The 22,062-nt window shown below is 56.9% G+C and carries 16 protein-coding genes and 2 pseudogenes; 6 read left to right on the forward strand and 12 right to left on the reverse strand.

Annotation, left to right across the window (positions count from 1 at the left end):
• Positions 1-30: 30 nt before the first annotated feature.
• Positions 31-1,591: pseudogene (locus ACE03M_RS00090) on the reverse strand (IS1634 family transposase).
• Positions 1,592-2,382: 791 nt separating this feature from the next.
• On the opposite strand from ACE03M_RS00090, the gene ACE03M_RS00095 reads away from it, so the two are divergent.
• A complete protein-coding gene (locus ACE03M_RS00095) occupies positions 2,383-2,814 on the forward strand; it encodes a hypothetical protein (RefSeq protein ID WP_485932002.1) in 432 nt (143 codons plus the stop codon).
• Positions 2,815-2,953: 139 nt separating this feature from the next.
• Here ACE03M_RS00095 and ACE03M_RS00100 read toward each other — a convergent pair whose 3' ends face one another.
• The 7 genes and pseudogenes from ACE03M_RS00100 to ACE03M_RS00130 all read right to left on the reverse strand — a co-directional run bounded on the left by ACE03M_RS00100 (position 2,954) and on the right by ACE03M_RS00130 (position 11,297).
• Entirely contained in the window at positions 2,954-4,348 is a 1,395-nt protein-coding gene (locus tag ACE03M_RS00100) for an RNA-directed DNA polymerase (protein WP_485932004.1), read from the reverse strand.
• Positions 4,345-5,034, reverse strand: coding sequence for an SLATT domain-containing protein (locus tag ACE03M_RS00105; RefSeq protein ID WP_485932006.1), 690 nt, complete (start codon positions 5,032-5,034; stop codon positions 4,345-4,347). Before ACE03M_RS00105 ends, ACE03M_RS00100 begins: the two co-directional genes overlap by 4 nt.
• 806 nt (positions 5,035-5,840) lie before the next feature.
• Positions 5,841-7,145, reverse strand: coding sequence for an MFS transporter (locus ACE03M_RS00110; RefSeq protein ID WP_485932008.1), 1,305 nt, complete (start codon positions 7,143-7,145; stop codon positions 5,841-5,843).
• A complete protein-coding gene (locus tag ACE03M_RS00115) occupies positions 7,142-8,476 on the reverse strand; it encodes an MFS transporter (protein WP_485932010.1) in 1,335 nt (444 codons plus the stop codon). Before ACE03M_RS00115 ends, ACE03M_RS00110 begins: the two co-directional genes overlap by 4 nt.
• Positions 8,477-8,512: 36 nt before the next feature.
• A pseudogene (gene dgoD / locus ACE03M_RS00120) lies at positions 8,513-9,664 on the reverse strand (galactonate dehydratase); the annotation flags it as partial.
• A gap of 45 nt (positions 9,665-9,709) precedes the next feature.
• Entirely contained in the window at positions 9,710-10,324 is a 615-nt protein-coding gene (locus ACE03M_RS00125; RefSeq protein ID WP_485932011.1) for a 2-dehydro-3-deoxy-6-phosphogalactonate aldolase, read from the reverse strand.
• The gene (locus ACE03M_RS00130; protein ID WP_485932013.1) at positions 10,317-11,297 is read right to left on the reverse strand and encodes a 2-dehydro-3-deoxygalactonokinase; all 981 of its coding nucleotides are present in this window, start codon (positions 11,295-11,297) and stop codon (positions 10,317-10,319) included. The genes ACE03M_RS00125 and ACE03M_RS00130 overlap by 8 nt, the downstream gene beginning before the upstream one ends.
• A 76-nt stretch (positions 11,298-11,373) precedes the next feature.
• Between ACE03M_RS00130 and ACE03M_RS00135 the strand changes: the two genes are divergently transcribed.
• The 4 genes from ACE03M_RS00135 (at position 11,374) to ACE03M_RS00150 (ending at position 17,051) form a co-directional block, all read left to right on the forward strand.
• Positions 11,374-12,162, forward strand: a complete 789-nt coding sequence (locus ACE03M_RS00135) for an IclR family transcriptional regulator (RefSeq protein WP_485932015.1) — start codon at positions 11,374-11,376, stop codon at positions 12,160-12,162.
• A gap of 121 nt (positions 12,163-12,283) precedes the next feature.
• Entirely contained in the window at positions 12,284-12,967 is a 684-nt protein-coding gene (locus ACE03M_RS00140; protein WP_485932017.1) for a hypothetical protein, read from the forward strand.
• Positions 12,968-13,374: 407 nt separating this feature from the next.
• The gene (locus ACE03M_RS00145) at positions 13,375-15,870 is read left to right on the forward strand and encodes an McrB family protein (RefSeq protein WP_485932019.1); all 2,496 of its coding nucleotides are present in this window, start codon (positions 13,375-13,377) and stop codon (positions 15,868-15,870) included.
• A 5-nt stretch (positions 15,871-15,875) separates the two neighbouring features.
• Positions 15,876-17,051, forward strand: coding sequence for an McrC family protein (locus ACE03M_RS00150; RefSeq protein WP_485932020.1), 1,176 nt, complete (start codon positions 15,876-15,878; stop codon positions 17,049-17,051).
• A 199-nt stretch (positions 17,052-17,250) separates the two neighbouring features.
• Here ACE03M_RS00150 and ACE03M_RS00155 read toward each other — a convergent pair whose 3' ends face one another.
• From ACE03M_RS00155 to ACE03M_RS00170, 4 genes are read right to left on the reverse strand one after another with little or no spacing between them, the layout of a single operon-like run.
• Complete coding sequence (locus tag ACE03M_RS00155; protein ID WP_485932022.1) at positions 17,251-17,850, reverse strand: DUF6363 domain-containing protein; 600 nt, start codon at positions 17,848-17,850, stop codon at positions 17,251-17,253.
• A gap of 4 nt (positions 17,851-17,854) precedes the next feature.
• On the reverse strand, positions 17,855-19,114 hold the full coding sequence (locus ACE03M_RS00160; RefSeq protein ID WP_485932023.1) for an NAD(P)/FAD-dependent oxidoreductase: 1,260 nt from the start codon (positions 19,112-19,114) through the stop codon (positions 17,855-17,857).
• Positions 19,107-19,337, reverse strand: a complete 231-nt coding sequence (locus ACE03M_RS00165) for a DUF7977 family protein (RefSeq protein ID WP_485932025.1) — start codon at positions 19,335-19,337, stop codon at positions 19,107-19,109. The genes ACE03M_RS00160 and ACE03M_RS00165 overlap by 8 nt, the downstream gene beginning before the upstream one ends.
• The gene (locus tag ACE03M_RS00170; RefSeq protein WP_485932026.1) at positions 19,268-20,686 is read right to left on the reverse strand and encodes a sodium:solute symporter family protein; all 1,419 of its coding nucleotides are present in this window, start codon (positions 20,684-20,686) and stop codon (positions 19,268-19,270) included. The genes ACE03M_RS00165 and ACE03M_RS00170 overlap by 70 nt, the downstream gene beginning before the upstream one ends.
• 107 nt (positions 20,687-20,793) lie before the next feature.
• Here ACE03M_RS00170 and ACE03M_RS00175 point away from each other — a divergent pair, with 107 nt between their 5' ends.
• A complete protein-coding gene (locus ACE03M_RS00175; RefSeq protein ID WP_485932028.1) occupies positions 20,794-21,741 on the forward strand; it encodes a LysR family transcriptional regulator in 948 nt (315 codons plus the stop codon).
• Positions 21,742-22,062: the final 321 nt, after the last annotated feature.

Genomic DNA, 22,062 nt, shown 5'->3' on the forward strand with positions numbered 1-22,062 from the left:
GTTGCACAGGTTAAGTTACCCTGGCGGGAGTCAACGTGATTGGGCGGTCGGTAGCGCGTCGAGGATTTGCCGCGCCGCCGGCTGGATATCTGGGGCGAACGTGATCTCCTGATCACCAATGACGCCCGTGAACTCCCGCAACGGACGCAACGTCGTGGTGATCTTCTTCAACGACACCCCTGACGCGTCTTGCATAAACCTCGCTACACCCAAAGCAGTGAACACGACCGTCAGGTGAGCCTCGATCGCGTCCCGGGTCCGGTGAAACATCGGCCTGGCATCGAGATCTGTCTTCGACATCCGAAACGACTGCTCGACATGCCAGAGGTCGTGATAGCTGCCGATGACCTCCCCTGCCGGCATGATGGTCCTTGGAATATTGGTGACGTATCCCTTGAACCCGGACAGCTTCATCGCCCGGGCGTAAGCCTTCTCATCAAAGACTTTCTCCGCTCCCTTGGTTTTGACGAACCTCGCTGATTTCGGTTGCGTGTCTCCCTCGATGATGCTGATAGCACGGTTGCGCTGCAGATTCAGAGTCTGTTCGTCACGCATCGCTCACTTGCGTCGGTACTGCCACACAGCCCGCCACGCATCGGGAAATGCCTTTGCGTCCCAGATAGGTTCCGACCTTGTTTTTGTTCGGTCAGAGTCGAGTCGTCTCTGGCCGCGAGGAGTGATCGTATCGATGACGGTCTGGTCATCGGCCCATTCGCCGTTCCAGTGGAAATACGTTGCCAGGTCGTGTGGGGGCCTTGACCTGCTTGGAACCAACAATGAACCGCAGGCCTGCGTCATCGAGTTCTTTCAAATTCTTCGACAAAAGCATTCCGGCATCGGCAGCCACGACCATATCCGATACTTGGTGGCGGTCCTGGAAGCGTTTGATCACAGGGATGATCGTGTGGGTCTCTGCTTTGTTGCCTTCGAAGCACCCGATCTCTAACGGGGACCCTGTTCGATCAACGAGGAGGCCGACAACGATCTGCGGATCGACTCGGCGTTCTTTAGAGTATCCGACCTTGCGCAGACTATCCTCTTTCTCTGCCTCAAAATATAAGGTGGTGACGTCGTAGAGGAGGAGACTGATCCCCGTCGTAGCCACTGAGTAGTCGAAGCACTTGCCTGCGATCTGGTCGCGATAGTTGTGGTCGCGGGCGCGTTTGAGACACGTCAGGAACGTGTTGCGGTGGGCAGTATCGACGCCGAGTTCGGACAGGACTCTCACGCTGTTGGATTTCGAGGTGGGTTCGATCAGGCGGGCGAGGACGAGTTGGAAGAAGGCTTCGTCATCAACAGTATTGAAACCCAAATGTTGGTAGGCGGTACGGATCGTATCGACGATGACTTGTGAACGGCTCGACTTCACGACCGCGGGTGCTGTGGCTGGTTTGTCAGTGTGGTCGAAGTCGAGGATTCCTTGGCCGGGGTGGAGTTTGTCGCGGCCGATGGCCATGAGTGCTGCGAGTTCTTCGGGAGTTTGGGCTGAGGCGAGGTGCTCGACGATGCGGTAGCGTCCACCTGTTTTGTCCGCGATCTGCACGGCGGTCGCCCCCGAAGCTGTGGGGACTTTACGCACGAATGGGCTCATGGACCCACTTTAGTGTCGATTCTAGTTACCCAAAAACGCGAGCTATAACTCGCTTACCAGGACAAACATTCCACGAGACCGTGAAATCAGCGGTCACCTGTGCAAGTCAGGCGCCATTGTCGGCGCCACCAAAGTGGCTCTCGCCCCTGCAATGCAAAATCTGTCCGAAGCAACTTCACAGCAGTCCGGCGAAGTCTTCAATAATCTCGTCTGTCGCTTCAGCGATGCTTTCGAAGGCATGGGACAATCCCAGGCAACTGCAATGCGGTCCGCTTCCGAGGAGCTGGTCGATTCGGTCTCATCGTTCAGTGGCCAGATAGGCGAGGCGCTCGAACGCATCGAATATTGTATAGAAGCAGTGTTCGGTAGCGCACGTGTAACAACCCGGTAGCATCGATGCGCGATCGGTAGCAGCAAATAGGCTTGACGAAATGAGTCTCTGCTTGCGTCGGCCCGTTCCGCCGTCGGTGGTGTTTGCAGGGTGGTGAACGGCCCGGGATCGCAGCTTCTCGGTGATACATGCCGACGGGGACTCATGCAGTGTTGATGGGACCCTCGCAAATGTTTAAAGCGGTCAACACCGTCGGGTTTACCAGTGGCTCTATCAGGCCGTTCTGACGACGAGCCACTGCGAGATGCACTCGGCCTGTGCAAGAACTGTCGCGAGGATCGCGGCACAGTGGGATGTAGTCAAGAGAGGTTGAGCCGAGAGCGCTGCCCTCTTTATTACAGCGTGACTTGTTTCAGTCGTGCCGATTTTCGTGGGTATTTGTGCACTATCCACTCCGCGCATGTTTGCTACCAGTTCGTTACACATGCGCTACCCGAAGGCCCGTCTATACACGAATATTCAAACAACCACGAGCAATGCGGACGCGACAAGCTCGAGTATCAGCCAGATGCTAGCTGCAGCACAGGAACAAGCCGCACAAGATCGCGAAATTCACTCGATCGCTTCAGCTGCGGCCAGGGACCAGGCGCAAGCTGACCGGCTTGCCCACGCTGAGGCGTTTGCTCAGCTGCCTACAACCTCGGCGGATTCACTGGCGCGCTTCAAGACGGAGGCCAGCGAACAAACAGATGTGCTTCAACGCCAGCTAGGAGAATTGGCGGACGCTGCAGATGACCAGCAGAAGTCTCTTGAGCCGAACATTGGACAAGGGACTGATCCAAGGATCGGTGACAATTTGGGTGTCACGCTGCGAGTGCAGGTGACTCACTAATCACTTCGCGCTCGATCGGTGTCACTACCACGTGCCGCGAGTCGAAACAATAATGATGGAATTACGCATTAAATCGAAACCCTCGGCAAAACAAACAAGGACTCCGAGGATCATTATTAGCAGCTAACCCCTAAGCCAACTAATAAACCAACGAAAGGTCAGTCTCAAGCGAATCCAACTCACTCCGCAGCTCCCGGAAAAAATGGTAATCAATTTCGGTTTCCGACATGGAGGTCAGTTGACTATCCGAGTACCGGAAGATCAGTTTCAAAGTCCTCTGGCGCTCCTCGGAAGTATACCGGTCAAAATCGGCTACGTATCCAGATTTATCTCTCTTTAACGAGACGGCCTTTCGATAACTCGAGATAAAATACTTAGCAGATATCTTACGATAAAGACCAGCAGTCTTCAAGCGCCCCCTCACAAAATGATCTAATCTTCGCAGTAGCGAAAAATCATCTATCAGCGAAAAATAGTGAACCCAACCACGTCGCTGTCCGTCTAGAACGCAGCCGGATATTGAAATATTCAAATACCACTCTAAACGCGAATTGCATTCACCCTCCCAGACAGAGCTGCTCACGCCCTTAGGTCGACTAGCCACGTCCCGACCGTGTGCCAGAATCGACATCGCGATCCTTGACTTCAGGCGATTGACAGTCTCATCACGAACGCTCACTCTGGAAGTTGAAAGCGAATAACCCAAAAAATCAACGGGACTCGACAGTTGCCCCCAAGTGCTCTTTGAATCGTCACGCTCAAGATCGTGCGTCCGCAAGCCCCTAGCCATCAATGCCGAAGAGATTTGACGGTATATCTTTCGGTGCATTTGTCGTTCGGTGAGCACAAATATGTCGTCGATGTAGCGAAAGTATCGAATTCCGTCCTCACCGCCAAACATACGGTCGACTTCCGAAAGCACCATTTCAGCCAAAACGTTAGAAACTGAAAGTCCTTGCGGGACGCCACATACATTAACGGCGCCACGGGACTTTGCTTGCATACCCAAAGTCGGAGTAGTCACCGCCGCACGAAGGATCTTACGAGCTGGTTCTACTTCGACATATCGGTCTAATGCGGAAAAAAGCGCAGTATGACCTATTGACGGATAGAAATTCCGGACGTCTATCCGGACAAAATGGCGAAATCTGCCCAAGCGTATGCAGTCGGCCACCTCACGCACCTTGTCCTGCGAAGGTTTACCGCGCGAATCCGATACGGTCTCACGAATAAATCTACTCAGACTCTTTAATGGCGCACGATCACGGGCAGACGGCACCGAGATTACTCGCGGCTCCCTTAACGCACCACGAGACTTCAGTATTTGCTTATATGCAATGAAATTCCAGTTGCCACTTAACAATCTCTGACTGGTGCGCAACGCCTCAGCAGGAGCAATTTGAAAAAATTGCTGAGGCGACAACCCGTCGCGGCCCCTGACGGTGCTCCTATGCGCCTCAAGTTCCCAAGTCTCCAACAGCTTGTCCGGAGAGACCAGGTTCCGATACAGATGCGTTGGATCAACCTTACTCATCTAAGCAACCATGCAATCATAGGTATCAGCAATCCCAGAAACAGGACTGATAGCCCTATGGGTAGATACGAGAATCCACCACTGATCAGTACGTGGAGTCGTGCAGAAAAATCCAGCTTATAAGCACCTCGGTGCTGATCCTTGTTGTTATCGACTACTTCCTGTTGCGCCAGTTTCTCTTTTTGCAGTATTTCCATTTTTGCTTTTTGATAATCAGCGTCACTATGGTTCGGAAGTTCATTGAGTATTTGCTGATATCGATCTTCTAATTCTTTGACTTCAGGTTTCATTTCCTCTTTTGCGTGATCTATTTCATTCCAAAGAGTCTGAAGATCGCGGTATCCTCGAAAATACATCTCAGATTTTGCCGCATAATTAGAACTAGTCACCAATAGTGATGCCGAAAGTGTACCTATGCCGACGATCACAAGCATGACCTGACCTTTGTGACCGAAGGCATTTGAATCTTCGAGGAGAACTATCGATACCATCGACGTAATAATTGAAGAAACCACCAGGAAGGTATTCCACGTAAGCGCTCTTCTTTGCATTCTCTTAGCCGTTTCGAGCCTTGAGTAGAACGTGTATTTCACCCGGTGATTCAGTCCATCAAGCATTCGTTGCGAGTCTATGCCCAGCCGCCCCCGACCATCGTCGGTTTGGGGACCTATGCCACCACTATTCATTGCTGCTCCTTCTAGGAGCCCTGGTCGCACCTAGTACGACTGCGTCTCCGCGGAAAATACTCAAGCTACACAACTCGGCTTCGCTAGACGGCTGAGCTTGATTATTGTAACAGACTTCGTCGGCAGTATAAGACAGTACGCCCCGTCGTGCGCAGATTGAAGTAGGCTGTTTTCTTTTATCACCCGTTCGCTTGAAGCCGCAATCTGACCGACGGCTTGAGCGGGTAGCTCGCAAGCTCGGCGTCGTTTTGTATTGCCAATGGTTCGATTCTGCCACTCCTCCAATTGATCGATGGCGGGTGAGCGTTTGATGCTCACTCGAGCCCCTGGGATGGGGTGATGGAGCACATTAGTTTTGAACGCCGGATTTTGAGTATGCAAGTAGCCGCTGACAGTACATTGCGTGATTTTCGCTTCGCGGACTGACACTGGGTAACGGGTGGAGGTGCGGTGACCTCCACAGCTAAGAATCATACTTTTGACTAAATTTGCGCTATTTGCTCGTATGCATCTGAATGCGGCCCCTAGGAATCTATTCAACTTTCAAGCTGACCAGCGATGGCTCTAATCTCCATCCAGCTTTGTCGCTCGAAGCATTATGCGCCGAGGGTAAGCTGCATCTTCGGTGGTGTAGGTCTGGCTCATCACCGTGAACCACGTCAACGCGGTGGCTCGGATCAGGTTTCGACTTCGTTAGCTGGATCTACGGTCTCCGGTCGATGCTCTACTCCGAGTTGAATGATTTCTTGACCGCAGCTTTGCTGGTTCGTGGTTCCACTATTTGAGCTTTCTGGATTCTCGCGTGCTCATTCCTTCACTCTCTCAACCTTCCCAACAAGGAACACGTACGACAGCACACCGACAACGGTGATCGCAGCCATGTAAACGAATGCAGGAGCGAAGTCGATGTCGGTGACGAGGAAGCCGATGACGATCGGGGTGGCGATCGATGACAAGTTCCCGATGAAGTTGAACATGCCTCCGGTCAGACCCAGTAATCTCTCAGGCGCCAGAGCGGACACGAGCGACCATGTGATTGAGGCGAAACCGTTGCCGAAGAACGCGATCGACATGAACACGATGACCAGCGCAGTCGAATCCGTATAGTTCGCGCCGAGCATGAACACTGTCATCGCAAGACCTATGATGATCGGCAGCTTGCGGGCAGTGCCAAGTGTCAGTTCCTTCTTGACCATGAGGTCCGAGACCCACCCGGACAGCAGCACACCGACGAGCGCGGCGATGAACGGCAGGGAGGCCATAAAGCCCGACTCGATGTAATCCATGCCGCGATAGTCGACGAGGTAGGTGGGGAACCAGGTGAGGAAGAACCACAGGGTCGAGGTCAGGCAGAACTGGCCGATGTAGATGCCCCACAGCTTTCGCCGGGAGAGCACCACCTTCACATCCGACCATTTGAGCTTCGGCTTAGTCTCCTTCGTCGCACCTGATTCAATGTCGACCAGTCCCCCGCCGTCGGTGATGAGGTCGATCTCGGCTTGGTTGACTCCCGACTTGTCACGCGGCTCGCGATAGACGAACCACCAAATCGAAGCCCAAACGACGCCGACGACACCGGTAAGGATGAACACCCAGTGCCATGTGAGCACTGTCTGCAGCCACGACAGCACGGGGGTGAGCAGCGCGAGGCCAATGAACTGCCCCGAGGTGTAGAAGGCGATGACCCGCCCGCGCTCACGCTCCGGGAACCATGCCGTGGCCACTTTGTTGTTGATCGGGTATGCCGGAGCTTCGAACCCGCCGACCAAGAGCCGGAGGATGATGAGAGCGACGAACCCGCCGGACATACCCATGAACAGTGTGGCCAGGGACCACAGCGCGAGGCAGGAGGCATAGAGCACCCGCGGCCTCACCCGGTCGACGAGCCACCCACCGGGCAGCTGCATCGCGGCGTAGGTCCACCCGAATGCAGAGAGCAGTAGCCCCTGCTGGCCCGTGGTGAGATCGAACTCTTGGGAAAGTGCCGGCATCGCAATGGACAGGTTGGCACGGTCCATGTAGTTGATGACGACGGTGATGAAGAGCAGGAGCGCGATGATGTAGCGCATCCGTGTCGGCCGCGTGGCCGTGTGCTCAGCGAGTTTCGTCATGAGCTGGTGTCTCCGATCTCTGTGGCCGCGCTGTCTACCCGAATCGGGGCACGCAGCAGGAGCAGATAGGCAATCCCCGCGATCACCGCGACAACGGCGCCGAGGACGAATGGAATGAGGTAGGAGCCCGTTGTCGTCACCAGCACGCCGGTGAGCCAGGGCGAGAGCGAGCCGGCGAAGTAGCCGCCGAAGTTCTGGATGGACCCCAACGATGCGACACGACTTCCGGTCACGACATCAGCGGGAATCGACCACCCCACGGCACTTAGTGCTCCGCAGAAGAACAGAGCCAGGCTCATCGCTGTCAGCTGCAAAGCGAAGTGGCCGTTGGTGACTCCGACGAGAATCGAACAGATAGCGAGCGCCCCACCGTAGACGGCAGCAATCCGCCGCTTGCAGGCAAGAGGCGTCAGATGAGACCGCATCCTCGAGTACTTCGTGGTGAACCATCCGCCGAGGATTCCGCCGATGCCGCCGACCGCGAACGGAATTGCCGTGTACCAACCCAATGCCTCATCAGCGACGGAATAGATGTCGTTGAGCATCAGCGGGAGGAAAGTCACGAAGATGTTGAGGGTCCACACCACAGCGACGAATCCCAGCACCATCGCCCAGGTCTGTGGCTTGGTGAAGAGACGCAGCCAGGGGATGTGGCCTGTCGGAGCGTTGTTGTCTTCTTCTCTCGCTCGGATGTGTTCGAGTTCAGCTGCTGAGACCCTGCGGTCGTGTTCCGGGGAACGATAGAAGACCCAAAAGCCGATCGCCACGATGATGCCGAGCACACCGAGGATGACGAACATGGCACGCCACCCGAACCCGAGGATGAGGAAGGTGAGAATCGGTGGTGCCACTGCCGGGCCCCATTTGCTTCCTGAGTCGTAGACTCCGACTGCCGCTCCGCGTTCCCTCGGCGGGAACCATTCGGAGACGATCTTCGCCGAGGTGGGTGAGACCGGAGCTTCGAAGACGCCGAGCAGGACGCGTGCGATCATGAAGTGCCACAGGTGGTGGCCGAATGCCATGAGTGAGGTCGCGATCGACCAGAAGCCCAGGGCAATGACGTAGACCGGCTTTGCACCGAGGCGGTCGGTCAGCCATCCGCCGGGCAGCTGGAAGAACGCGTACGTCAGAGAGAACGCGGTACCCAGCAACCCGATGTCGGCAGCGGTCAGCCCCAGTTCGTCGATCATGTGCGGGGCCGCGATCGACAGCGATGATCTATCCATGTAGTTGATCATCATGGCTGCCAGCAGCCAGCCGAGGATCCACCACCGGGCTCGCCCCGGCGAGGCAGCACGACGTTGCTTTGTCACTGCAGTCTGTGAGTTCATCCTTGAACGTCCTTCTCTCTTACCGAATACGCCTCCTCACCATTCCGCGAAGGAGCCGTCGCTGTGACGCCAGATGGGGTTGCGCCACCGGTGTCCTTCGGCCGAGCGTTCGATGACGTACTCCTCATTGACCTCAATGCCGAGCCCGGGTCCCGCGGGAATGTCAATCATGCCGTCGTCGTAGTTGAACACGGAGGGGACGGTGACGTAGTCGAGCAGGTCGTTGCTCGTGTTGTAGTGGATGCCCAGGCTCTGTTCCTGGATGAACGCGTTGTAGCTTCCGGCATCGATCTGCAGGCAGGAGGCGAGCGCGATCGGGCCCAAAGGGCAATGCAGCGCGAGCGCGACATCGTAGGCTTCGGCCATCATCGCGATCTTCCGCGTCTCGGTGATGCCGCCTGCGTGGGAGACGTCGGGCTGGATGATGTCGACGGCACCGGAGGCGATCACCTCGCGGAAGTCCCAGCGGGAGAACAGTCGCTCCCCCAGTGCTATCGGCGTCGGCGTGTTCGCCATGACGTCACGCAGCGAGCCGAAATGTTCGGAGAGCACAGGTTCTTCGATGAAGAGAAGTCGATAGTGTTCGAGTTCCTTGATTAGGACCTTGGCCATCGGCTTGTGTACACGTCCATGGAAGTCGATGCCGATACCGAAATCGTCGCCGGTGGCTTCCCGTACAGCCTGTACGTTTTCGATGACCTGGTCGACCTTGGTATAGGAGTCGATGAACTGCAGCTCTTCGGTCGCGTTCATCTTCACGGCGGTGAACCCGCGATTCTTCGTCTCCAGTGCTGCCGCCGCTGTGTCGCCGGGGCGGTCTCCGCCGATCCATGAGTAGGTGCGGATCCGATCCCGGACCTTCCCGCCGAGCAGCTGGTGCACCGGCTGTCCGAGCGCCTTGCCCTTGATGTCCCACAGCGCTTGGTCGATGCCTGAGATCGCGCTCATGAGGATCGGCCCACCGCGATAGAAGCCGCCGCGGTACATGATCGTCCACAGATCCTCGATATTCGCGGGGTCCTTGCCGATGAGAAGGTCGGAGAGTTCATCGACGGCGGCGGCCACTGTGGCGGCTTTGCCTTCGATGATCGGCTCGCCCCAGCCGACGATCCCTTCATCCGTCTCGATCTTGAGGAACAGCCACCTCGGCGGCACGGTGTACGTCGTCATCGACGTGATCTTCATTGGTCTGGCCTTTCGTCTGGTGTAGTCATTGGCTTGTCGTCGTTGGGGTCAGTGGGCCTGTGCCCACGCCGAGGCGATCGCCTCGGCCCGGCTATGTACGTCTTCGGGGCGGTCGCCTCGGCGATAGAGCGAGGAACCGAGGCCCAGGCCGGCAGCACCGGCGTTGCGCCATTCGGCAGCGTTGTCGGCTCCCACTCCTCCGACGGGAAAGAGTTCGGTGCCGGCAGGAAGGACCTCGCTCCACGCTTTCATACCGCTGATCCCGACCGCCGAGGATGGGAAGAGTTTGATCTTGGTGGCGCCTGCCTTGATGGCAGCGAACGCCTCGGTCGGGGTCGTGGCTCCCGGGTACGGGGTGAGCCCCATCCCGAGCGCGGTCTGGATGACTTTGGTATCGGTGTCGGGTGCGACGATGATGCGGGCACCGGCTCGCTTGCAGTCGCGGACCTGCCGTGCGGTCAGCACAGTGCCAGCACCGATCTCCACCTCATCACCGAAGCGGTTAACCAATGCCTCGATCGAAGCCAAGGGTTCCGGTGAGTTGAGCGGAACTTCGATGGCGGAGAATCCGGCGGCGACGATGCCCTCGGCGATGTCGAGGATCTCGTGCGAGTGGACCCCGCGGAGGATGGCGATGAGGCCGGTGGGAACTGTGTCAGTCATTGGTGGTCTCCTTGGTCGGCACGAGGCCGGATTGTTCGGCGATGCGGAAGAGTCCGGTGGCAGCGGCGCGCGGGTCCGCTTCTGTCGTCTGTCGTCCGTGTCGGCGGAGGGCGCGTGAGTATCGCATTGTCAGGTCTTCGGTTCCGCAGACGATGAAGGGGGTGGCAGAGTCGGCTGTTGTTGTGAGCTGGCCGGCTACCTCGGCGCCGAGGAGCATTCCCGAGAGATAGTCGTTGATTTCCTTGGCGTGCAGTCGTCCGTCGAGGGCCCAGGTGCGTGCGGAGAAGATCGAGGAGGTGAGCGCGGCTGGGTCGTCAGCGCCGACGCTCAGTCCCCAGTCGAAGGCGTCGGGGTGGAAGTCATCGGTGGGTTCGGCCAGGCGGCTGAGGATCGACGAGGTGCTCAGGAGGCCGAACATCTCTCCGCTCATCGAGGTGGAGAAGTCAGTCACGCGCTGGCCCTGGCACTTCACCCATTTGGTGTGCGTGCCGGGAAGCATCACCGTGGTCGCGTCGACCTGCTCTGTATCGAGCAGGCCGAGCAGTTGGGTCTCCTCTCCACGGATGACATCGGGGGCAGTGACTTCGGTCGATGTCTTCTGCAGCCCGGGGACGATGTGGAGTTCGCCTATGGACAGTTCGACCGACGTCAGATGCCTGCCCAGGGCAGAAAGTTCGGAGGGTAGATCGAGGTATCCAGCCTCGGCGACTCCCTGGGTCGAACCGATCATTCCGCAGGCGAGGAGAGGGAGGTGGCCGTGATCGCTGAGCCAGTCGCCGATGGCGGCGTGAGCGATTCGGGAGAAGTCGCCTTTGAGGTCGCCGGTGTCCGGACCGACGGCCATAATCCCGTCTGATCCGTTGCGTTCAGCGAGGACGCCTCCGTCGTTGCCGATGAGGAAGGCTCGCAGTGAGCTCGTCCCCCAATCGAGGCCAATCATCTGCGGGGCCTCGGGTGGTGCCAGTTTTGCCATAAGAGCCACTATGGGCAGGCGTTCCACCATGCGCCACCAGTGTCCCTATATGTGGGATAGGTGACATACTGGGGCGATGATCGAAGATTCTGGAACCGTTGTCAGCGATGCGATTCCCCAGGGCACTCAGACATTGGCCAGAGGGTTGCAGATCGTCAGCTCCGTCGCCCATGGGTCCACCACGTTGAAGTCCGTTGTCGACACCACCGGAATCGGTCGGTCAAGTGCGCACAGGATGATCCAGCTGCTGGTGCACATGGGTTATCTGCGGCACGGTTCACCGGGAGAGTTTCGTCTGGGACCCACTCTCATCGAGTTCGGCTTCACCGCGCTCAATCAGGATCCATTGCCTGTCGTCGCTCGGGAGAATCTTGAGGCTCTGGCAGCCCGGACACAGGACACGATTCATCTCTCCGTCGAGGATGGCGAGTCGGTGCTCTATCTCCACAAGATTCCGGGCACCCGTGGGGCCGAGATGCGCTCTCGCATCGGCCACCGAATGCCGATGACTCGCACCGGTGTGGGGAAGGCACTGCTCTTAGGTCAGGAAGATCGGTGGGAACGGATGTTCACAGCCGAGAATCCGGGGACAGACGCCTCGGCGGTGGAGGCGTTCGTCAATCGAATGCACGGGTATACCCACGACGGTGCCTCACTCGACCTCGAGGAGAACGAACCAGGAATCCGGTGCGTGGCCGCCCCGATCCGGGACGGCAGCGGAAGCATTGTCGCAGGAGTCTCGCTGTCGGCCACTCGTCCCTACATGCCGAAGGAACGGATGCAAGCGCTGGTACCGGTGATGAAGTCTGCAGCGAGGGAGATCTCTCTGAGGCTGGGGTATACCGGTGATCGCATTCGGGAATGACGTTCAAGCACACGGTGATTGCAAGACACTTTCGCTCTACATTCTGCCTGAACCACAACCTCGTGTCAGAAGTCAGCTGTAGTGTTAGGAATAATCACTTACTCAAAGAACGGATCGAAACATGACAGTCACCGACGCCGAGGTCAATGCCCTGGTCGAATACTGCGAGGCACACCTCGGCGATCCGAATCTGTGGACAACTCCGGTGGGTTACCCGAACAGTCTGGCGTTATGCATCATCGATTCAATTTACTCAACAGGGTCCCACTACTCGTCTGTGGTCAACGTGATCGAACGCTACACGGCTTTGCGCGGGACACGAGACGGGGCAAAAACGCTCGCGCAATCCATTCAGCATGCTGGAGGTGCGCGCGAGTGGGCGACGTCAATTGCCCACAACCTCAAACCTGCACACACGGGACCCGGAGCGCCGCTGAAGGCCGAGATTATCGAGCAGGCCGCCGAGCTTATGAGCAAACTCGGAATCGACACGGTTCCCGACCTCGTCTCTCAAGTGAACGACAGCCCGCTCGACAACGAAGTTCTTCGTGGATGGAAACGCCTCCCCAGCCAAAGCTCTGGGGTGACCTACAATTACTTGCTTATCCTAGCGGGCTTGCCCTCCGTCAAGCCTGACCGGATGGTTCTCCGATTCCTCGCACAAGCTCTAGGTGAGGAATCGGAGCTGGACGGTGCCCGTGCAGTTATGCTCATTACAGAAACAGCAAAGTCAATGAACGTTGATCCGCGCGCTCTTGACCACATAGCGTGGAGAGCAGCTTCCGGTCGCGAACTCATTGACTGAGAGCATTGCCAGCTCAAGCAAGAACGCCTTTTCGATCCAAGTTCTAAAGCTGATAAGCGTGACTCACGAAGTCCCAATCAGCACACAGACTGAGTCCAAAGCTCAGCCCAGACGAGCACAGACGAACTTCCTCAAAGAGATGATGAGACATGTCCGACCCCCAAGAAGTCAACACAGTCGAGCACAACCTCCGTCGGCGTTGGCATAATGCCCACATCGCGCGATTCGAAGCTGAGCATGATCTGCGTGAGCAATCGTGGAGAGAACGCCGTATCACTCCGCATGCTGACGAGGCCAGACCTCACCTCGATGCTCTTCGCCGCACACGTGATCTCAGCGCGTTCCAACTAGCGACAGACCGATGGGTTCGCAGTTTTGATTCCGGGTACTCAGGAACAGGGGGACAGATGGTCATCAACCAAATCAACAAGATGGCTCCTGACCCTGACGAGGCTGTGGATGTGTTGCTTGAAGCTCTCTCGACCCCCACCGATCTCCAAGGCGCGATAGACAAGATTCAACTTCTTGCGGACTACATCCAGACAATTCAAGTTGGTTCACATCCCGGCCCCAAGCGGGCACCTTTTGTCGCATCCTACTATTGGGCACTAGATACTCCTGAGGCATGGCCTGTGGCTTGGCCAAAGTCGTCGGGGTACCTGGAGTATTGCACTGGCATTTCCCAGTATGTCGATGAGGGCAGCAGGTACGCGGCTCTTCATGGATTCGCGTTCGCCGTTGACGGTGACCCTTTGCGGCTCGAACAGGTCGCAGCCTGGTGGGCCGATGAACGACCGATAGTCATTAATGACGTCCTTTGTGATCGCGCGAATCTTCGCGAAAAAGCCGATAAGCAGCAAGATGACCCTAACTACTACCTCAATAACGCTCATGCCCTCCTCGCTGTTGCGCAACACATCGGGCCGACTCTCGAACGTAGTGTCTCAGAAACTTGCGAGCGAACATTAAAAGCTCGTAAGCCTTCCTTGAGGTGGGACCAGATTTGGCCGCGTGGCGACTTATGGGTCGATTGGAGGGTCCCTGGCTCGTATGGTCTCAGCGTACGAGTGTGGCTCAACAGTCGCGGTATCGCTATCGGGCTGCGTCCCTATCTTGATGCAGACTCCGGCGCAACCGAACGGTCAACGAAATTGATCAACGCCCATCCGATTCCTGGCTACAGAATTTTGGCAGGCGGGGCATCCAAACTTGGAGAGGACGTAGGATTCCACGGAGGAGGAACCGGCGAGGTCATATATGCACGATGGATTAATCGCGACCAGTTCGTCGACACTGATTTTGAACAGGAGATCCTGACCGCCGCGCAAGATGTCTCTCCACTTATCGCGGAGTTGAGTGGCGATTCGGTCAAGGACGACTCTTCCGATGATATTGCCGTCTGGGTATCAGAATTTAAAGAAAATACTGGATACCCAACGCCAGGCCACGAACAGGACACTGCGGATCGTCGAGATTTTGCCAGACTACTTGATCCTGAAGAACTGGCAATTGGAGATCGTACCGACCTGCGCAGAATCTGGAGCTCGGGACGCTACGGAAGTACCGGCCCGATGTCTGCGTTGAACAAAAGCATTCGAGACGCGGACGAAACCGAATATCGGCGAATTCTCGAGACAATCACATATCTATGCTGGGGAGACGATTCTCCGGCCAAAAGGATCGATAAGATCCTCACTGAACCAGCACTTCGAGTCCGAGGGCTTGGCGAATCGGCGATGATGAAGATGCTCGCAATCACCCACCCAGAGCAGTTCATTACTATTTACACATTTACCGGCCCAAAGGGAAAACTGAAGATGCTGAAGCTTCTCGGGATCCCCGCTCCAAACTCCAACTCGCCGGGTGAGAATCAGGTTATCTCAAACGATGCCCTGCGGTCCCGTCTAGACCGCTATTTTCCAGGTGATGCTTTAGGCATCGGAGTCTTCCTCTATTGGCTTGCAGAGAAGGACAACGAACCAGAATTCGAGCGTGCAGGCGATCCGCTAGACGAACTGGCTGAAGAGCTACTCGTCGACCGCTCATTCGTCGAAGACATCACCCAGCTAATCGAGGATAAGAAACAAGTCGTATTCTACGGCCCGCCTGGAACTGGTAAGACTTATTTCGCCAGGAAGCTTGCCGAAGTCCTGGTGCCTGATGCTGAACGACGCTCTGTCGTTCAGTTCCACCCGTCCACATCGTACGAAGATTTCTTCGAGGGCTACCGACCTGACACCGATGCCGACGGAAGCATGGTTTATCGCCTGCAGCAGGGTCCGCTCGCCCAGCTCGCAGCCCGAGCGCACGGGGCACCCGGTCGAAGACATCTAATGATTATCGACGAGATCAACAGGGCCAATTTGCCTAAGGTGCTTGGCGAACTACTGTTCCTTTTCGAGTACAGAGACACACCGGTGCGTACCCTCTACCGTCCTGATGAACCATTCGAGCTTTCAAAGGACATTTGTTTCATCGGCACAATGAATACCGCGGATCGCTCAATCGCATTGATCGATGCAGCGCTACGACGACGATTCCACTTCATCCCCTTCTTCCCCAATCAGGGACCGATGTCGGGGCTTCTCGACAGGTGGCTTCAACGGGAGGGAGAACCAGCCTGGGTTGGAGAACTAGTCGCCCAAGTTAATGACGAACTGAGTGTCGAACTGGGCGGTCCCCACCTCCAACTCGGGCCTAGCCATTTCATGAAGAAGGGTCTCGATGAAAAGGTCGTTCAACGTATTTGGCAATACGATATCGAACCGTTCGTCGAGGACCAGTTCTTTGGCGATGCCGCTCGGATCAACTATTTCCAATTTTCGCAAGTATGGTCGCGATTCAGCAACCTAGCTTCGGAGTCCATAACCGAGGATGTTGACAGTGATGAAAGCAGTCTTTGACGAACATGACTGTGGTGCACGAGTACGAGTCCCGGGAAATGAGTCTGACACGAAATCAAGCTCTTGGCCTTCAACAAACAGGCTTCGTCGAGGTCGCTCCTTCTTCTGGCGATCGCTGGAAAGTGACTGCCACTGCATACGTCGGGTCGCTGGTTGTGGACGGTTTCAAACTCTTGGTTCGTCCCAAGATCAATCCCGAAAATCTCTTCCTTCTTTTAGAGCCAGGGCTACCGCCTAAGGCATGGAGACAGGAAGCATTCGACTACGATGCCAGTTCAGACCTCCTGCCGGCGGTAGTCTCATTCTTTGCGCGCACAGTCGAGACCACGCTTCGCCGTGGAGTCCTCCGATCCTATGAACCCCGGGAAGAATCGCTTGTTGCTCTGCGCGGTCGTCTGAATACGTCCAGTCTGTTCAATCAAGCAGGTCTGCTGACACCTGTCCCTTGTTCATATGACGACTTCTCCGAGGACGTGTTCGAGAATCGTGTTCTCAAAGCAGCCATTCGTTTGGCGTTGAAAGTGCCTCGATTGGCTTCAGCCGTACGGCAGAGACTCATGCGACAAATCATTGCCCTCGAACTGGTCTCCGATGTCATCGTCAGACCTGAGAACGTTGACTCCATTCATTTCTCCAGACTCAATGAGCACTACAAACCTGCGCTGGGGCTTGCACGACTGCTTCTTGCCAATCTCACTCTGACCGACGGACACGGCACTAACAATGCATCATCGTTCATGGTCAACATGAACGACTTGTTTCAGCGATTCGTCACAGAAAGACTAAGAATTGCCCTCCGTGGACACCTTTCCGTCGTCGACGAACCGACTGTTCATTTGGGTCTCGCAAAGCAAGTACCGATGCAACCCGACCTCGAATTCCGCAACTTGAGCAATCAGTTAAGCTACGTGGGCGATATCAAGTACAAGATCTCCAATGACGCCCGAGGAAGGAGCAGCGACTATTACCAACTTCTCGCTTACACGACTGCCATGGACCTTCCCGAAGGAGTTCTGATCTATTGCCGACGGAAAGGAAGCAAAGAACAACGCACAGTAACTGTCAGGAATAACAGCAAACGGCTGGTGTTGCGTTCGGTCGACCTGACTGGGAGCTCTCAAGAAGTCGATCATGCAATGCAAGAGACCGCAGAGGCGATAGTCATCGCGGCTCGTCGATGACTGCGTCGCAAACACACTGTTTATTCGTCGGCGCTTCAGGTTCAGCGCTACAGATTGCTCACGTGCATCTTCAGCTACAAGTCCAAAGGCCGGATTGGCACGAAAGATTGCGCGTCTATCTGGGCCTAAGACGATCTGCTCGTGTCCACTGAGGTCCGAAAATTATCGACTACGAGTCGATCCTTTCTCAAACACCGCATCACACACCGACGAACTCCCGAACCGCCGGCAGCTCGCGACGTGACTGCGACAGCCCCATACGATGAGCCGCGGCGAGACGCGAGAGGCCGCGGGTGCCGTTGTCGACCGGCATCCGTTCCGGAGCAAAGACGTGACCCCGCCCCTCGGCTTCGAGAGCGAAGATGCGGTCACGCGTTTCGTTGTAGCGCTCCCACCGAGTCAGCAACGCCTCGCCCACCGCCGGGTACCGACGAAAGATGCTTCGGTAGATGGCGGGAAACCGCTGCGGTGCCTTCCGGTATGAGCGCTCCTGAGTGAGGACGATGACGAACTTCTCGAAACCTTCGCGCTGGGCCTGGCTCAGCGCGATTCCACCGTCCTCGCCCATCGCCCCGTCGACGTAGAAGTGTCCGTCCAAGTGGACCGGCGGCATGAGACCCGGCATCGTCGAGGAGGCACGGACGCGAACCATGAGATCTTCGATGTGCGGTGTGTCCTTCCGCGTCCACACATCCTCGTCGCCGAACTCCGCGTCGAATACGATGTCGCTGGGTTCGACCGGAATGACTCCCAGGTGAATGACAGCGCCTCCTCGGGGGCGACCCGCCTTCTGACACAAATCTTCAGCGTCGTCGAAACCGCTCCGGACTGATTGCATGAGGGTCGACTCCAGATGGTGTCCCAGGTTGCCCCTGCAACTGGGCATGGACAATCGCCGAAGTAATGGGGGCAAGGACCAAACCTTGCTGACCGTGGCCGGTTGCTACCGACAGTCCAGGGTCGCGGGTCCGTCCAACAGCAGGAAGACCATCGGCAATGCATGGGCGAAGTCCCGCCCAAGTTTCCAGGACCGTGCGAGAGGAGAGACCAGGGAACACGCTTTCGCCCGCTACGATCATCGCGCCGACGCGTCGATCGTCGACAGAGTCGTCAGATCCGGTCAGCTCCATAACACCGGCGAGCCTGAGGCGATCGGGATAGGGGGTGGCGACGATCATCTCGTCTTTGATGCCGATAGGGAATTCCGGGTCGCTCGAGTTCTTGGCCAGATCAACGACATAGCCTTTTCCATTGATCATCGGCAGGTTCAGACCAATCGGTCTGAGCAAACGCTTCGATGGTTCGGCTGCCGCTACGACCGTATGATCCGCGTGCAGGTCACCGGCAGCGGTGCTCGCTCCTCGTGTGACAGAGCTGCGGCGGATCAGAGACCGTACGGTGGCATTGAAGTAGAACTCGACTCCGAGGTCGGCTGCGCGTTCGGCAACCGCATGGACATATCGGTATCCGTCACAGTGCGCATCATCTGTGGTGAAAACTCCAGCTTCCAGACCGGTCGCCGTCGGAACCTCCTCTTTAATCTGTGCTGCGTTCAGAAAGGAAAATGCAGGGCGCAGCGGGTGATTGTCGAGATCGTCAGTCGTCGCCTGTGCGGCCGCGAGGTTCCGGTAGACGTCAAGCAACCCGTTCTGTCGAAAGCCTGTGTCGAGCCCCGACCTGGCCATAAAACGGTGCATCGCGGTGCTCGCCCCGCTCAGTCGCCGTTGAGTGTCGATCGCGTTGTCGTGCACCCGCGGCAGAGAAGCAAGCAGAAGGCGAGGTATCCAGCCGATATTCTCTGCACTAGGCTCGAGCTTGAAGGGACCGTAGGGGTTTGCGATATTTCGCAGTCCGGCCCTCACATTGTCGAGCCCTGTCAGCGGATGTGCGTGGCTGGGGGCGAGGAGTCCGGCATTGGCGTAGGAACAACCTGTCCCAGGTTTGGAACGTGCTTCCACGACCGCTGTCAACAGGCCCCTCTCGGCTGCTTCCATGGCGATTGTGACGCCGATAGCACCCGCTCCGATGACGATGACATCGTACTCCGGGGATCGCTCACTCATCGCCTGGACTCTCAACGCCGGCAGTCTCCGCGAGCTCGATTTCGGAGTATCTGAAGAGCATGTTCCAACAGAACCGGAGACCGAGGGTCCCAACATAGGCCACCCAAATAATAATGACGATAGGAATGACGATGAATGCTGCTGCGAGGACGATCATGATGTGACCACCTTTCCAACCTCGGTCTGCATTTTCTTCGGCCTGTCGATGAGCATGTATGTGCAAGCCAATACAGCGATGTTCACCGGCAGAGCCACGATTATGGCGTTGATGTCGTTCGGTGTGCCGAGTACGAAGGTCCACACGATCGCGACTGTGACTCCTGCCAGCATCGAGGCGACAATTGCGACGGGTGCTCGGCGCTTCGACATGACGGCGAAGACGAATGGTGCGACAACGGTCGGGCCCCACAACCCGTAAGTGAGCATTAGCGCATCGACGATGGACTCTGCGTTGAGAGCGAAGAGCAGAGCGCCGAAACCGATAAGGAAGTTACTGGACCTTTCGACCCACAGAAGCTGCCGTCCACCGATGTTCGGTGCGATGAAGCCTTTGACGAGATCGTTGGATAGGATCACCGACGCTGAGTTGAGCAGCGAATCAGCCGTCGACATGATGACAGCTATGAGCGAGGCGGCGACGAGGCCAGCGATGCCGATGGGAAGCATATCGATGATGATCGTCGGGATCGCATCGTCGGGCCTGATATTCGGATAAAGGACGAGGGCCACGACGCCGAGGCTGGCGCTGACGAAGTAGAAGACCAGCCCAAAGGCACCGGCCCGCGCGTAGCCGTTTCTGGCCGACAGCGGGTTCTGCGCCGCCAGCGCCCGCTGTGCATAGGGCGGAATGAGAGCCTCTCCGAGGGCGAAGGCGATGAAGATGGCCGCGAACTCCCAAAAGCTATATGTGCCGAAAAAGTCCAGATGGGTGTCCGGAATCCTCTCGATGAGGCCAATCGGACCGCCGGCATGGAAGACGCCGATGAGCAGTGCCACGGGCAGAAACAGTCCAAGGAGCACGAATTGGAACACGTCGGTCTGCACATCTGCCCACATGCCGCTGGCAGTCGAGTAAACGAGAACGACTCCCATGCCGATGACGATCCCTACGGTGGAATCGATGCCGAAGACAACCTGGAAAATCGATCCCAGGGCGAGCCCCTGAGCCCCAAGGATACCGATTGTGACCAGCAGTCCGAGGACGCCGACGATAAGCCGAGCGAGTTTTCCCGAGTGCAGGGCGAACACATCGCCGATCGTCACAGACTTGGTGTAGCTGTTGAGTCGCGGAGCGATGAACCAGCCGGTGATCACTGTTTGCAAAGGGAACGCGATGGCAGCGACCATGAACGCATATCCGACTTCATAAGATTCGCCGGCACGTCCGAGTGTGGCTCCGCCGCCGAGGAAGGTCGCTGCCAGGGTCGTGAAGACGACCGGCCAGATCAGGCGGCGACCGGCGACCGAGAAGTCATCGGCATTCTTGATGCGGCGTGCAGTCTGAAATCCGATGAAGAGTATGACGAGGAAATAGAGTCCGACGATGATCAGGTCGAGGGGCGAGAGGTTCATATGTCGCCTTTCTTGCAACGCTGGAAGATTCGACTTGCTCACTACTCTCGAACGGCGACTACGATAAGTCCAATACCGTTACTCGATGATTCTCATAGGAGAGAGTTATGTCGGAGCTGACCCTCAAGCGCCTTGAATACTTCTCGACCGTCGCTGACGAAGGGAATGTCACTCGTGCTGCGCGGCGTCTGCACATCTCACAACCAGCTTTGAGTCTGCAGCTTAAGACGCTTGAGGATGCGATCGGTCGACGCTTGATGACGCGCACCCCAAGAGGAATCGTTCTCACATCGGCGGGGTCCGCGCTCAAGAGTGAAGCGGAGATCATGCTCCGTCAGGCCCAGCTTCTGCGAAGCAAGGTGAATACCGCTGGGGAGCGGGGACGCGGAACCCTGACGATCGGAGCGAGCCCGGTGACATGTGAGAGGTTCCTTCCCTTTGTCCTCGGACGTTTTCGGCGCAGGTTTCCAGGTATTGATGTGCGTATTTTAGAAGGTGATGCGGCCACTCTCGCTGACCATCTCGACGCAAAGACGATCGACGTCGCACTGACAAGGCAACGTCACGAGATCGTGGGAGAGAAATACGACTCCGATCTCGAGACGACCGTGCTGCTCGAAGAGAAGCTCATCCTCGCCGTGCCTCAGAACAATCCACTGGCAGGCCAGCGATGTGTGGTGCTTGCTGATCTGACCCACGAACGGTTGATCATGTACGCGCGCAGGAGAGGTGCTCGGTACTTCGATGCTCTGGTGACGGCCTGCCGTGACAGGGGAGGCTTTGATCCCACGGATATCGTTGAGGCTGATTCGATTGGGGCTCAGGTCGCTCTCATCGCCGCGGGCTACGGCGTAGGGTTCGTCACTGACCTCAGCGCCCTTCGAACTGGCGAAGATGTGTCTTTCATCGACTGTCAGGATCTCAATATCGAATCGCCGACCGTGATGATCTCTCGCGGAACAGTAGCGACAGCGAATGCCTTCAGCGGGGTCGCCCTTGGCGCATCATCAGACTTCACCGACGCATTCGGGACACAATTGATCAGCAATCCCTGACAGACTCGATGCCACGAAGCCCGACTGGTTGAGGCAGAGTTAACAGAGAACAACCTTGCGGTGTGACTTCCAATTGGATCTGACTCTGCGGGTCGAGACGAAAGGCACCCGACCACGCATCTATTCTGCCCGCCAAATGCGGCGCGTGCCCGTCGTCGAGAACACGGCATCCTGCTCCCAACAGCACACCGAATCCAGCAGGAAACAGAACGGAGTGCCGGAAATTCCGACCGTTTCCGAGATCGCGCACATCGGTAGTCTCGCAAGCCAAGCATCCTTTGTTCGCCATCGTTCTGGTGTCCTATAGTCAACAGAACAGTT

Source organism: Brevibacterium sp. AGC70, assembly GCF_057334195.1.

What these genes read in the sequence shown, in the direction of transcription:
- ACE03M_RS00095 (WP_485932002.1), top strand. Translation starts at nt 2,383, where the DNA reads ATGTTTGCTACCAGTTCGTTACACATGCGCTACCCGAAGGCCCGTCTA.
- ACE03M_RS00100 (WP_485932004.1), bottom strand. Translation starts at nt 4,348, where the DNA reads ATGAGTAAGGTTGATCCAACGCATCTGTATCGGAACCTGGTCTCTCCG.
- ACE03M_RS00105 (WP_485932006.1), bottom strand. Translation starts at nt 5,034, where the DNA reads ATGAATAGTGGTGGCATAGGTCCCCAAACCGACGATGGTCGGGGGCGG.
- ACE03M_RS00110 (WP_485932008.1), bottom strand. Translation starts at nt 7,145, where the DNA reads ATGACGAAACTCGCTGAGCACACGGCCACGCGGCCGACACGGATGCGC.
- ACE03M_RS00115 (WP_485932010.1), bottom strand. Translation starts at nt 8,476, where the DNA reads ATGAACTCACAGACTGCAGTGACAAAGCAACGTCGTGCTGCCTCGCCG.
- ACE03M_RS00125 (WP_485932011.1), bottom strand. Translation starts at nt 10,324, where the DNA reads ATGACTGACACAGTTCCCACCGGCCTCATCGCCATCCTCCGCGGGGTC.
- ACE03M_RS00130 (WP_485932013.1), bottom strand. Translation starts at nt 11,297, where the DNA reads ATGGCAAAACTGGCACCACCCGAGGCCCCGCAGATGATTGGCCTCGAT.
- ACE03M_RS00135 (WP_485932015.1), top strand. Translation starts at nt 11,374, where the DNA reads ATGATCGAAGATTCTGGAACCGTTGTCAGCGATGCGATTCCCCAGGGC.
- ACE03M_RS00140 (WP_485932017.1), top strand. Translation starts at nt 12,284, where the DNA reads ATGACAGTCACCGACGCCGAGGTCAATGCCCTGGTCGAATACTGCGAG.
- ACE03M_RS00145 (WP_485932019.1), top strand. Translation starts at nt 13,375, where the DNA reads ATGGTCATCAACCAAATCAACAAGATGGCTCCTGACCCTGACGAGGCT.
- ACE03M_RS00150 (WP_485932020.1), top strand. Translation starts at nt 15,876, where the DNA reads ATGACTGTGGTGCACGAGTACGAGTCCCGGGAAATGAGTCTGACACGA.
- ACE03M_RS00160 (WP_485932023.1), bottom strand. Translation starts at nt 19,114, where the DNA reads ATGAGTGAGCGATCCCCGGAGTACGATGTCATCGTCATCGGAGCGGGT.
- ACE03M_RS00170 (WP_485932026.1), bottom strand. Translation starts at nt 20,686, where the DNA reads ATGAACCTCTCGCCCCTCGACCTGATCATCGTCGGACTCTATTTCCTC.
- ACE03M_RS00175 (WP_485932028.1), top strand. Translation starts at nt 20,794, where the DNA reads ATGTCGGAGCTGACCCTCAAGCGCCTTGAATACTTCTCGACCGTCGCT.